Below are 12,619 nucleotides of genomic sequence, written 5' to 3'. Positions count from 1 at the left end.
ACTGTTCATCCGTGAATGTCATGTTTACTTCCTCCGAGGAGTTCTTGAGAGACGTGTGTGGTCTCTATTCTTCCGGGGTAGTGTTTCTCACGTCTCCAAAATCGAGTGTTAACTACTTTCCTGTTTTGAGTAACGCACTCACTCGAACTCTAGGGAATGGTGTTCGTCCAGCTGAATTAATTCCTGAAACACTGGTGGGTGTCAGGCGGATTTATATGAGTTAGCGTCTCTCTTGCCCCGGAACCGAATTCGTGAATCTACTCTCTCCAGATAGGTTTATGACTCTCATTCTCCGATACTCTCGCTAAATTCGTGAAACAGTGGTGGGTGTGTCTCCGATAGCGGTTGCTCAGACTCTTACCAAACGCTGAGAGCAGTTTTGTTCGCGACCGCGTCGGTGGTTACACTCGAACGGATAGTGTGTGAGAGCGGCTGGATCTCAGCGTCGATCTACTGGTGTACTGTTTGAAATACTCGAAGTGCCGGTGTGTGGGGACGTAGGCGATCAACCTCTTCCAGCACACCCACTACGACCCGCACTCCTCTTGCCAATCACAGCGACTGGCAGCACCGACTCTATAGTGTGAAACCAGATCGCCGCCCAAGAGAAATCTGTACCCGACAAGTGTATGATCGAGGTAATATCCGACGTTCGGTAGTTAGACAGCAGGATGCTGTGATTAACCAACAAAGATAGCAAAACCTGAAGTATGTTGGTTAAGATCGCTCGCTCTCATGGAAAACTGCTGAAAAGACCCATCGCTAATGGAGTCTGTTGTTTCACTTGAAGCAGTGGTGTGTGGGCTCAATAACTGGTATAGATCGCGTCTAACTCTCCACCGTTTCCGCAGCTTTTGTTGACGAGTGATCGCGGGAATCCGCACACCACCATTTCCGAAGCTATTCACGAGAGAACAAGGGGACTACGAAAGAGGCGGCGTAATCAGGATGAGGCCGGATCGCCCCAATCTACTCCTCCCTTCCCGGTGGTTGGACGATCTCTCCAAGAGATCGAACCAACTCTATTCCGTTCTCGTAGCCAGTCGTCACCCGATACCCTTCTCCATCCTGCTCGACGGCACCTACGCTGGGATGCGCAAGAAGTTGGAGGGCGGATCGAACCTCTTCGGTGGTTGGGATATCGTTCGAGTCCTCCATGCCCACGACGATCCACCGGACGTCCTCCGCTGTCTCTACGGCTCCATCGGCACGCTCGAGGGCCTGGATGACCGCAAGTAGGGTCTCTCCAGCATCGATCCGGTCCTGGATGTACTCATCGAGGAGGTCGAGCCTGTCGTCTTGGAAGGCTCCTGAGCGTGTCAAGAGGGCCAGTATCTCCTCGGGTGGGACGGCATACTCGTCCCGGCGATCGAGGGGCTCGACGAGGTCGTCAACGGCGATGGTCGTTAGCTCGGTCGTTTCGGCGTTATCGATCACCTTCGGAGCAAAGCCTGGGGCGACCACGATGGCGTGATCGGCTCCACGCTGGCGTCGGTGTTTGTCCACGTTTGTGACCTCTAGCGAGTTGACTCGCCCATTCCCTCGGGCCTTCACTTCGACAACGACGTGTTCGGGGGATCGGATCTCCACGTCGGTGTCACCCCCTCCTTCGATCCAGTCGGCGGCACAGCCCAGCCGAGAGAAGGCCTTCGCAACGAGTTTCTCGAACTCCTCGTGGGCGTTCCCATCTGTGCTGGCCGCCCGGAGCTGGTCAGCAAGGTCGGGAGCTGGTTCGTCGTCTTCGTCGTCGACGGGGTGAACACGTTCGCCGGCATCGGTCAGGTCGGCAATGGCAGTCTCGACTGATTCCTCGCCAGAGAGTTGGTTGAGGCGCTTGTCAGCGACCCGGGTGAATCCCTGCGGGCGATAGGTCTCGTCATAGCCAACAAGCTCGTTGAATTCCTCAATGTCGACGTCGACTTCCTCAACATCGGTGAGGAAAGTCATGTACTCCCAGGGGCTTTCCTCGTTCCAGCGACCGTGTTCAACGTTCTCTTTCCAGAGATACTCCGCAAGGTCGGGGTCGTGTCGGAGTTGGAGGACTTGTGCCCTCGCGACGAACGCGCCATCGTGGTAGACGAGCGCGATGTCGTTTCGCTCGACGTTCCGCCACGTCCCATCTACTGAGGTCCCCCAGACGTGGACGAGATCGTCGTCAGATGTCGTCTGAAACAGTTCGAGATCCTCGTCATTGAGGTAGGACTCAATATCCTCAATTGGGTGCCCATCTCGGATGAACTGTTTGTAGTCCTCAAACGCGTCGTCGCGACCAGCGGGGAGGATCACGATTCCGGTCATGCTTGAGTGGAAATCACTAGTGGGAAGCAAATAATTGGCTACAACTTCATTGACTCTGTTGACTCGATGGAAACGCTGCTATCCCTAGAGAACGTGAACCAAGATATGGGGCGCAAGAGACCGATAAGGATTCCGTGCCATAGAGCACGTTCTGTTGACTGGTCCATGCGCGAAAGAAGTCGATTCATGGGCGCTACAGCCCGGATGCCGCGGCGCGCGGCATCCGGGAAAGCCCGAATACGTGAATCTCTGCTTCACGTGCTGGCGCCCCGAGTCACACGATCGCCTCTCCGAATGATGATGACCACTAGCCGGGCAGACAGACGAGGGAGCTGAGGGCCGCCAAACCGGCGGCCCTCAGCGGTCGGCGGGGCCTTCTTTAGCACCTGCTATCGCTAGACAGCGACCGCACTGCACACACGTTTCGACCGCCTACCGGCTGTGGAAGAAGCAGATCCCCAGACGGCGTAATCATTTTGTTGTTAGCCGTGGTTTGGCTAGCTAGCAGCGTTTCCATACGTGAAATCCTAAGGAGCTGATAGGATTGGCGTGCGAGATACAGAGGTTACATCTTGTATGATTTGTTTGAGACCAAACTAACTGTTCTTCGAGAGGGTCACGTCATTAAATCTATGTAATTGGAATGAAGATGACAACATATGTCCGATGAAGACGGTGGAGAGAAGCTTGCTCCTCGATATGTTCCCGGTTTCGTTTATCTTGATATGGACCAAGTGAAGTCTATCTCAGCCCGCATGGGCGGCGGCTACATCAAGGAACAAATTGAGGGACAAGAAGAGTTTGAGGAAGAATCTGAGAGCCTTCGAGCGCGATTGATGGCTTCGATTTTCAATATCGGATCGGATGTCGAAGGAGAAATCACGAGAACCAAGGCCAACACCTCGCGGTCGGAATCCGTGAAGGGGCTTCACCACTACCATTTCACTCTTCTCGAATCAGAGCTTGAAGATGCAGAGGAAGACTGGTTCCACGACTTGGAGTCAGTTATGAGCAAATCAAATATGTCCGGCGAGAGTGCTCAAGAACGGATGTATAAAAGCGTATTTCGAGACCGTATCTCCGAAGGTGATATAATCCGTATTCAGGCAGACATGGAACTCTCTGACGTGTCTACCAGTCTCGACCTCCTCGATGGGTTCGTATCGATGATGAGTACGATGCAGAAACTCGATAGCCTCGGGATTGAGGGCTTCGACATGGAGGGAGCCTTCGACGAGGATTCAAAGATCGCAGAAATGGATTGGGATTCCCGGGAAGAGACATTTAATGCATTTCTGGATTTGTTCTCCGCTATTCTCCCAGAAGAGTATGAGAACATGATAATTGCGGAGTTATTCCCCTTAGACGGGAACCGAGAACACACCGTTTGGTCAATACTGGACGGGGAGAAACTTGAAGCGAAACCTGTCGAGCTAATGGCAAAGTATGAAAAACGCGACATTCCGAATTGTACGCTTATTGCACGTGTAGATACCATTACTAACGACCCCACTGAGATTGAAAGTTCGGAAGATCTTGACTCAGACCAATTGGGAATGCTTCACCATCTTGTGGACGGTCTTGCTTCTCAGATGGGTTTCAAGGTGTCTTACCCTTCAATTTCGGTTACACCTATCGCCATTTATCGGTGAATCACGGAGGTCTAGCTACCTAACATGGACAAGATATTTGAGTTTCTCAGAAATCTCATTAATGCTGTAGTTGCTGTTGTCGTCGTCGCGGTGTTCTTCGGGGCCGTCGTGAACATCGGATTTGCTCCACAACCGGGTGACCCATTCTTCCCTGCTTGGCTGGATATAACTCAATATGGATGGCGGGCGCTTATTTTGGTTATCCCCGGTGTTGGGACCGCTGCTTATATGATCTTCAGTCTATTTCAGGACTCCAGTGGATTCTAACGGTGTCGTATTTTGACTTATTCTTGGCTACTACACTAAATTAGACAGCTCTTGCCTGTATCCCTGCGGTTTGATCTGAATGAATAAAACGCTCACAAATGACGACGGTCACGCCTATAAATTACAGCCGAAGAGCGAGGAAGGATGCAATAACCAAGACGAGTGATTTACTGATCAAGTAGCTCCCCGCATGATTGTCTGCTTCTGCTGCCAGATACGCGCCCTGTATTCAGCACGCATCTCTTGTCATGTCTAAAGGACTTTAATGAAGCCGCCCACAGCTAATCGCGTGCCGAGATCGGGCGGGTATAGTAGCTACTCAATATTGTCGCAACACCTTATGTAGCCCTTGCTTCCTACTGTTATTAATCTGTTACATAAGGAGTTGATGTCGGATGTCGCGTGACCAAGTCGAAAAACGTCCGTTGAGGGTCCGTCGTGCTACCGAGTGGGCGTAATTAGCGCAATAATCACGACCACAGAAGCCGCTTATCCATCAAATGAATTACGGACATGATCGTTGAGATTTCTCTTTCCAAAAACAGGGACGAACTCTTCTGAGAGTGTTTTTCGATCAGCAGCTCTCCCCAGCTCAACATCCCCATCAATTGTTTCGGCCCTAATCGCTTCGCGTTCCACAATGCTAGAGAGATCGACTTTTGGGGTGGCTTCTTTGATCTCTCCAGTAGCAAGGTGTTTCATCCAAAGGGTCCACCGGAGTCCATCAGTGCCAATCCCTACGAGGTACTTTTGATCGATATCGCGGAGATATTTACAGAATGTATCCTCTTCGAGGTATTGCCGAATGTCGGCTGTAGCGTCTTGTTTCGAGCCTCGTACTAACTCACGGTTTGCTGCTTTCGCCTCCACGAGACAAACTAACGAGTCATCGACATTCTTGAGGAGATAATCCGGTTGTCGAGGTTCCACCTTACGATATGTTATTGGTCGGCGAATGAAGTGTGCGCCACCTGCGCTGTACTCTTCGGATGTCGGACTTCGAAATCCGAGCCCGTGAAGAACCGGCTCGATCAAGTACTGCTCAGTAAATACTTCGGGTTGTTGTTCAACCCGCGCTCCAGGAAGTGTCCCTGGATTACGGAGGATATCTGCTAATTGGCCTCCTTCGTTGAGCTCACGGAACTTTTGCGCAAACATCTCCATTTGAAGACGAACTCGCTCGGCAATCTGGTAATCTGGGTGGAGGGTAGGATGTAAGTCAGCGTCGTCAGCCATATGATTCGTGTCGGACGTATCGTTGATGTATCTGTTTGTTGGTTCAGATGAATCACCAATCTCGGGCTGAGAAGGCGAACTGTACGTCTTCTTTCCTCCTGTAAGAATGAGGGGCTACGGCACTTACAGGTGGAAGCGATAATAGAGATTGGATCTCTTGAAATCGTTAAGAGCTGATAGGATCGGCGTGCGAGATACAGAAGGTGACTTCAGCACGAGGTAATAGTGTGGTATTCGTTCGGATTACGGTATCTACGTGTGGCTCACCTAATTTGGGGCTATGATATCTCCCAGAGCAGTTGGTATTCAATATTCCCAAATTTGAGGGAATAGAATACACTTAGCTATTGGTTTTCACATTTGTTCTGAAGGGGGAACTAATATACCTCCTGCTGTTCGATACCCAATAAGGAGTAATCAGAGGTACCCCTATGCACATCCCCGAAGGACAATACACGCTCAAAGAGTTCTGCCGAGTCATCTTCGATTCACCAGAGCGTGTGCTCGAAGGGTACCACGGTCAACGCATCAAGTCCTTTCTCTACCTCTCCGACGAGGGCTGGCAAGATTACCTCAAACAACACTACGAGACCGAGGAGCTTGGGGACATCACGAAGTTCGTCGGCGAGTACCGGAACAGGAAGGGTGTGGAGCAGCCAGCGAAGTTCTACCTTGGCCAATACAAGGACGACCTCCGGATGGTTTTGACTGCCGAAACAGAAGAGGCGATTCGACAGGCTCTACGCCCGGTCTCAGAGCACAGCGATTGCCTGTCGCCGATGCCGATTATGACTGAGGACTTCCAGACAATGAACGAGATCGTCCTCAGCACCTACGACGATATGCGGATTTCCGAATTCAAATCGAAGCGGGTGCCAAGTCTTGCTGATGCTCGAACGCGCCCAGATGTGGATCGGGAAATCGAGTACAAAGGCGGCGATGGACGGGATCGACTTGATGAGTTCCGCGACGAGTATGGCGTTGTTCCAACCCGCATTCAGTACGAACACGAAGATGTCTCTATCCGGATCGATACGTCCGGTAAATTCACACTCGAAACGGTCAACAAGGAGAGCTTCAACATACTGTTCGACCTGCTGAGTGAGGTTGTGGTGAACGTCCTCGAATTGCTGGATGTGGCGAACCAGATTAAGTTTGAGAAGCGGGAGGTGGTGCCGGGAAACCTGAAAGTGCAGGTGCCAGAGGTGAGTTCTGGTGAGATAGATTTTGATCAACAGGTGTCATTAATGCAGGCTGAGAATTTTATCAAAGGAACGAAGAATAGTGATGACCTGAATTTCAGCTTCACCGATGTCACCAAGCAAGCAGGGTCGCTCGACTTCTCCGCACAAGTCACCGACGAGAACCGAGGTTCCCTGTTCAATGTGAGTGCGACAGAAGAGTCGATGCGTATCGTCCCGAAACACGACTGTTCGTTCCCGTCTTTGGTTGAGTTCTACTTGGCCGTGATTCAGTTGTTGGATGGTGGCGCTGAGATGCGGCTGTATGAATCCCAATCAGCAGCATAACGCATGACGAATGTTGACCCTCCTGAATCGGTGCCAGAGGGTCAAAAAACAAAGTATCGTGGGCTGTACGGCAAGTGTATCGAGCATAAGCTCGACACATTCCCCGAGCAGTCTAAGCGGGAAGACCTACTTGAGGAAATTAGTGTTCAGCGCAGACACCGGAAGCTAATCAGTTACTCTATCTTCCCGTTCGTACAGGAACGCCCAGCTGGTTATAAGTTCTTCACGGCGGAGCCTCTGGAGGAACTTGGCGTTCCGAACTTCGATTTCCTGTTGTGGGACCTAGATGGGAAGGTAATTTTCGGAGAGGCGAAGTCTTCCATCCCGGCGAGTGCCGACACCGTGGTGAACCAGCTCAAGGAACGTAAAGAGATTGCTGAAAAGCACAAGGAGCACATCGAGGACGAGTATCTCGGAAGTGAGATTGATCATATGGAGTTTGTGGTTTCGACTTATGTCAATCATGGAGACAAGATTGCGAAGGCCATCATTGAGCAAGGGGCCGAGTTCATAACGTGGGTTGTGGACGCTCATCACGACGAGCTGTGGATTCGGCAGGCGCGTCCGACCTCGTTTCCGGACAATTTGGAGGCTGATGAGCCGGATACGATGCTAGAGGAACTAGACCGGCGACACACACACGACGTATCGTCGCTAAACGGGGAGTTAGACCGAATAAAAACTAGTCTAGGGCAGGCAGATGTCTTACCAACCGCGATTATTGTCGATCAGCTACGAGCTGTGGTACAAGCACGACGCGTTGTGGGGCGTCACCCATGTGTTGACAGGGCGGATATTGAGACGTACGTCTCGAACAGTTCGCTGAACTATACTGAAGAGCGTGTAGGGGGTATCGTTGATGACCTGATTGAAGCTGGGAAACGAATCAATTTCTTGTCTGAGTGGGACGACGAGCGTGCCGATCTGAAATTGGTGTCGAACTATACAGCGAAGGACGACTTGGAGCAGGTGCTTGAGAATAAGTGGATTGACTGGCGAGTTGAGGGGATGAAAGACAATCTTCGGAATCAGTGTGAGGAGCGGATTACTGCTGAGCTGGGCCGGCAGAGGCAGCTTGATGAATTCGATACGGGTGTTCCAGCTAAAGAAACAGAGGAGAAGTCACGGTAACTACCGGGCCGGTATCTACCGGTCCAACCAACTCCTTACGACGACTCGCCTGTAGCCGACTCACGCGCTTTATTCAGCGTGGCTCCAAGAACATATCAGCGGGAGAGAATTTCAACAGAGCCTAGAGATTCAAAATAGATCGCGGGACGACAGGGTACTTTTTGTGGCCGACGCGACCTAGCAATCTGCCAAGGCGATGTAGGAGGCCTGTCCGACAGACGGCTACGACAGCGACCAGCCCCAATACGAGAAGGTGCCGAAGCCGGATGGTTTCTAAGAGATCTGGCTGTTCACGTGTGTCGCGTTTGGCCACAAGTGCGCGAGTCTGGATCTCTCAGCAACCCGAAACCATTCAATTAGAATACCAAACCACTAAGTTAACAGTCTGTATACGCTCCGATAACTCACTATGCAGGTAATTCAAGGAGTAAAACAGTTTGTGACCCAGCCATGCCAATGATACGGGTACAAGACTGGACAAAAGAACAGCTAGAAGAAATAAAAGAAGAGGAAGACCACACGTCTATCGACTCAGTAATCAAAACCCTCCTCAAAGAACGCGACAACAAAACTACCCCCGCAAACGAATGAGTGATACGCCCTCAACCACCGGCACGACGAATCAACCACCGAGTATCTTCGACGCCTGTGAGCCGCGCCAAGATGTTCTCACCGGTGAACTCGCCGAGGACCAGTTTGCGGCCAGTCTCGCAGACGTTGCTCATAGTGACGATGCGCCAGAGGTGTATGCTGACCCACGTCTATTCTTCGAGAAAACGTTCCCCACGGCTGGTCTACAGGACCTTCTCACGCGTCTCGCAACCCGTTTCGTCGGGGCACATAACGACGACTACACCGGCACGAACGGCATTCTCCGACTCGACACTAGCTTCGGTGGCGGGAAAACCCACAACCAGATCGCCGCGTATCACCTCGCAGAATCGCCGAGTGCTGTCCCCGATCTGTCTGACTTCATCCTCGACCAGGACATCTCCGACGAGTATACTGACGCCGCTGCACTCGGTCTCGACGTCAACTCAGCTGTCTTCGTGGGCACACACGTCGACGCCGAGGACGCTCGATCGAACTACGACAACCCTGACGCCCCTGCGACGAAGACGATGTGGGGGGAAATGGCCTACCAGCTGTTCGGGCGGGAAGGCTACGAGTTCCTGCGGGAAAACGACGAGAACCGAACGCCTCCAGGAACAACCAAACTCGAGCGGCTCTTCGAGCGGAACGACAATCCGTCGCTCATCCTCATCGACGAGATCGCCGCATATCTCGAGCAAGCAGCCGCTGTCGAAATCGGGGATTCGACGCTCGCAAAGCAGACGAATACCTTCCTGATGTCGCTGCTGTCCGCGACGCAGAATAACGACAAGGTCACTGTTGTCCTCAGTATTGCGGACACTGCCTTCGCCGACCAAGCCGAAGATGTCCGTGGGCTCGTCTCCGAGACCATCTCCGAGTTCAACAGTATTAGCGACCGTGTCGAGGGCTCCATCACCCCGACTGAGGACAACGAAGTTGCCGCTGTCCTGCGACACCGCTTGTTCGAGAGCGTCGCAGGAGATGGGCGCGATGCGACCGTTGATGCCTACATGTCTCTCTACACGGGTGATCGTGACTCCTTCCCTGATAGTGCGACGAACCCGGAACACCGGGACCGCCTCGAAGACAGCTATCCGATCCACCCGACGGTCATCGATACACTCACAGAGGAACTGGACTCCCTCCCATCGTTCCAACGCACTCGGGGTGCGCTCAAGCTCCTCTCTCGCGCGGTCTACCGGCTCTGGCAGCACCAGAGCGACTACCAACAACGCCACTTCGTCCGTCTGTTCGATATGCATCCCTCCGATGGGGACGTTCGTTCAACGCTCCTCCGGCTGTTTTCGTCGGTCGACATGGACTTCGAGGCCGCGATCAAAGCCGACATATTCTCCGAAGATGGCACGGCGAACGCAGAGGAAGAGGACCGGAACTGGATCAAGAACGGACACCCACCACTCGGAACGCATCTGACAACGTCAATCCTCTGGAAAAGCATCGTAAAAGGGGCTGAGGGACGCGGTACTACACGCCGGCCTCTTCGACACGCGATTGCCAACACAGAGGTCGAGCTGGCGCACTACGACGACGCGCTCAATAACCTCCTTGGAGAGGGACGTCGATCTGCGTGTTTCTACCTGCACGGAGACAACGGTGAGAAAATCCAATTCAAGTCAGAGGCGAACCTCACAAAACTCATCGATTCTGTCGTCGAACAATTACAAGATGGGCTTGCCCGTCGGCATCTCGAGGAAGCTCTCGACGAGGCGCTTGGTCAGGGCAGTCTGAATGTGATTGTCGGGCCAGAGGAGCCACACGAGATCCCGGATACAGCTGACGAAGCGCATCTGTGCGTAATGGACTTCGACACGGTCACCATCACGGACTACGAGACCGTCCCCGAAGCAATCCAAACGCTATTCAAGAATACAGCATCGTCGAGTGGTGGACAGAAGACGCCACGGGTGTTCAAGAACAATGTCGTCTTCCTAGCAGCGAGCGCGAACGACGTGACTGATGCAAAGCGGACCGCAGAGCGCGTTGCCGCCATCAAACACATCCAGAACAATCTCGACGACCAGTACGATCTCAACACCGAACAGCAGGACAAGCTCGGTGAACGCCTCGATAGCGCGAAGGGCACGCTCGATCAGGACATCAAAAAGGCGTATACGCATCTCTACTTCCCGACTGGAGATGGCCTGGCTCATCGGAACGTCACCACCGACAGCACCATCCATCAGAGTGTCATCGAGAAGCTCGATGAAGCAGGCGCGATCATCCCCGAAGGAGAGGACGCCTACGGTGTTGACTGGTTCGAGGCGACGATCTGGAACGTCGGCTCGACCTCGATGACGACGAGAGCAATCGAAGAACAGTTCGGGAAACGCCAGGATGCGGAGATTCTCCTGTCACCCATCCCACTGCGAAAGACGATCGCCCAGCTCGTCCGTGAAGACGGGTACGCCTACTGGGACGAGGAGCAGAAGACCGGATACTACACCCCCGAGACGACGCTCACGGCAACCGATCACGAACTCGACGACGCGAAGAATCTGCACACGGGGCTCAGCTATCAGGACGTGAAGCTCTCGCAGTCGCACACACTCTACACCTCGCTCGATGAGCTGGTCGACGACGTCGGGAGTGAGATCGACTGGGAGGAACCCGACGAAGACGAAGAGCAAGAGGACGAGACTACTGACGACGATGATGAGGAGACTGGCGGTAGTAGCGGCGGCGGTTCAGGTGGCGATGACGACCCTGAGCCGTTCAGTAAACTCATCGAAGTTCGCACCTCTGAGCCCGCCCACGTCTCTCGGGCCCTGCAGGAAATGCGGGCTGACATCGCGGATGAACTTACCAGCGCTCGCGAGGAGTACGACGGACACCCTGACGAACTGACGCCCATCGTCGAAGGCGTCTGGATCCATCTGGACGGGGCTGATGCGTGGAAGGGCGCGTGGTTCACTGCGAACAAACTCAGCAACGATGAGGAGTTCGCAGAGGATACGACGATGGACTTCGATTATGAGGCCAACGACGGAGCCGACTCGAAATCGGAGTTCGAAGTCGATTTCAATGGACGCCCTGAGGTCTTCGCGAGCCATCTTAGATTCAACATGGAGCCGGAAGATCTCGCGAATCCGGATGGCGGTCGTACCGCTGAAGCCGAGTTCTCGATTGAGTTCGACGAGGGCGATGACCGTCTCTATGGCGACACCTTCGACCTCCTGGACGAGCTCCTCGCGGTCGACAACGCATTCACCGTCACGATGCACACGCAGATCCGTGTGATCGAATCCAGCGAGGTGAGCCAAGTATGAGCCAGAGCATCGCCGAGGGGAATTCGTTCGCCTTCACCACCGGCGCGTACGGGAATCGACCGACGTTCGTGTTGACGCGTGATCGGGTCGACGACCAGCACGAAATCACGCTCTACGAGCTGGCGCCCCGTGATATCGCGACGGCTCGACGAGAACGGTTCGAGAGAGTGCAAAAAGCAGTAAGCGTCTCAGTACGTGAACTGGAGAAGGCCATTATCGGCGACCGTTCACCGTCCGAACTTCCTGGGGCAGATGACGCGGCGTACGATTGGGATGACTGGTGTGCGATTCGTATCGCGACGTTACGCGGCGGGGCGTTCAACGAGGTGAGTTTCCTCATCGAATCCACCTTCCGTGAGCTGAGTCTTGATCCCGAGACCGTCTGTACAGGAGACCCAGCAAGCGTGAGTCTCCCCGAAGCGGCCGGTGTTCGGCTCTCGATCGCGTTCCGTGCGATGAAGCCGATGCGACGCCGGGACCGTCTCCGTGAAGTCGCAAAGGGAATCGACCAGATGAGCCTGGGTGAATGCTACTACTGGCACGCCAAGGCTCGTTCACCGTCCTCACCAAGCGGTACGAAAGCACTTCGCGTCCTGCTCGCCGACCACATCTAACGATATTTCCG

Annotated in this window: 9 protein-coding genes; 7 read left to right on the top strand and 2 right to left on the bottom strand. The window is 53.5% G+C overall.

Annotated elements, in window-relative coordinates; translation table 11 throughout:
• Positions 1-969 precede the first annotated feature (969 nt).
• Positions 970-2,298, bottom strand: coding sequence for a restriction endonuclease (locus tag EO776_RS18695; RefSeq protein ID WP_129452727.1), 1,329 nt, complete (start codon positions 2,296-2,298; stop codon positions 970-972).
• Between the two features lie 659 nt (positions 2,299-2,957).
• On the opposite strand from EO776_RS18695, the gene EO776_RS18690 reads away from it, so the two are divergent.
• Both EO776_RS18690 and EO776_RS18685 read left to right on the top strand, forming a co-directional pair.
• Positions 2,958-3,950: a DUF6414 family protein gene (locus tag EO776_RS18690; protein ID WP_129452726.1), complete on the top strand. Its 993-nt coding sequence runs from the start codon at positions 2,958-2,960 to the stop codon at positions 3,948-3,950.
• 24 nt (positions 3,951-3,974) lie between these two features.
• On the top strand, positions 3,975-4,217 hold the full coding sequence (locus EO776_RS18685) for a hypothetical protein (protein WP_129452725.1): 243 nt from the start codon (positions 3,975-3,977) through the stop codon (positions 4,215-4,217).
• 489 nt (positions 4,218-4,706) lie between these two features.
• Here EO776_RS18685 and EO776_RS19555 read toward each other — a convergent pair whose 3' ends face one another.
• Positions 4,707-5,453, bottom strand: a complete 747-nt coding sequence (locus EO776_RS19555) for a hypothetical protein (RefSeq protein ID WP_246041593.1) — start codon at positions 5,451-5,453, stop codon at positions 4,707-4,709.
• Positions 5,454-5,884: 431 nt separating this feature from the next.
• On the opposite strand from EO776_RS19555, the gene EO776_RS18675 reads away from it, so the two are divergent.
• The 5 genes from EO776_RS18675 to EO776_RS18660 all read left to right on the top strand — a co-directional run bounded on the left by EO776_RS18675 (position 5,885) and on the right by EO776_RS18660 (position 12,608).
• Positions 5,885-6,982 carry a hypothetical protein gene (locus EO776_RS18675; RefSeq protein ID WP_129452724.1) on the top strand — a complete coding sequence of 366 codons (1,098 nt, stop codon included), beginning with the start codon at positions 5,885-5,887 and terminating at the stop codon, positions 6,980-6,982.
• Positions 6,983-6,985: 3 nt separating this feature from the next.
• Positions 6,986-8,113, top strand: a complete 1,128-nt coding sequence (locus EO776_RS18670; protein WP_129452723.1) for a hypothetical protein — start codon at positions 6,986-6,988, stop codon at positions 8,111-8,113.
• Positions 8,114-8,569: 456 nt separating this feature from the next.
• Positions 8,570-8,704 (top strand): hypothetical protein, encoded by a 135-nt coding sequence (locus EO776_RS19680; protein ID WP_276425098.1) that lies wholly within the window; start codon positions 8,570-8,572, stop codon positions 8,702-8,704.
• Positions 8,701-11,994 carry an ATP-binding protein gene (locus tag EO776_RS18665; RefSeq protein ID WP_129452722.1) on the top strand — a complete coding sequence of 1,098 codons (3,294 nt, stop codon included), beginning with the start codon at positions 8,701-8,703 and terminating at the stop codon, positions 11,992-11,994. Before EO776_RS19680 ends, EO776_RS18665 begins: the two co-directional genes overlap by 4 nt.
• Positions 11,991-12,608 (top strand): DUF7680 family protein, encoded by a 618-nt coding sequence (locus tag EO776_RS18660; RefSeq protein WP_094519821.1) that lies wholly within the window; start codon positions 11,991-11,993, stop codon positions 12,606-12,608. The genes EO776_RS18665 and EO776_RS18660 overlap by 4 nt, the downstream gene beginning before the upstream one ends.
• Positions 12,609-12,619 lie beyond the last annotated feature (11 nt).

The organism is Halorubrum ezzemoulense, assembly GCF_004126515.1.
Lineage (GTDB): Archaea > Halobacteriota > Halobacteria > Halobacteriales > Haloferacaceae > Halorubrum > Halorubrum ezzemoulense.
The sequence above is the reverse complement of the archived record's forward strand: the minus strand, read 5'-3'. Positions and strand labels throughout refer to the sequence as shown.

What these genes read in the sequence shown, in the direction of transcription:
- EO776_RS19555 (WP_246041593.1), bottom strand. Translation starts at nt 5,453, where the DNA reads ATGGCTGACGACGCTGACTTACATCCTACCCTCCACCCAGATTACCAG.
- EO776_RS19680 (WP_276425098.1), top strand. Translation starts at nt 8,570, where the DNA reads ATGATACGGGTACAAGACTGGACAAAAGAACAGCTAGAAGAAATAAAA.
- EO776_RS18665 (WP_129452722.1), top strand. Translation starts at nt 8,701, where the DNA reads ATGAGTGATACGCCCTCAACCACCGGCACGACGAATCAACCACCGAGT.
- EO776_RS18670 (WP_129452723.1), top strand. Translation starts at nt 6,986, where the DNA reads ATGACGAATGTTGACCCTCCTGAATCGGTGCCAGAGGGTCAAAAAACA.
- EO776_RS18675 (WP_129452724.1), top strand. Translation starts at nt 5,885, where the DNA reads ATGCACATCCCCGAAGGACAATACACGCTCAAAGAGTTCTGCCGAGTC.
- EO776_RS18660 (WP_094519821.1), top strand. Translation starts at nt 11,991, where the DNA reads ATGAGCCAGAGCATCGCCGAGGGGAATTCGTTCGCCTTCACCACCGGC.
- EO776_RS18695 (WP_129452727.1), bottom strand. Translation starts at nt 2,298, where the DNA reads ATGACCGGAATCGTGATCCTCCCCGCTGGTCGCGACGACGCGTTTGAG.
- EO776_RS18685 (WP_129452725.1), top strand. Translation starts at nt 3,975, where the DNA reads ATGGACAAGATATTTGAGTTTCTCAGAAATCTCATTAATGCTGTAGTT.
- EO776_RS18690 (WP_129452726.1), top strand. Translation starts at nt 2,958, where the DNA reads ATGTCCGATGAAGACGGTGGAGAGAAGCTTGCTCCTCGATATGTTCCC.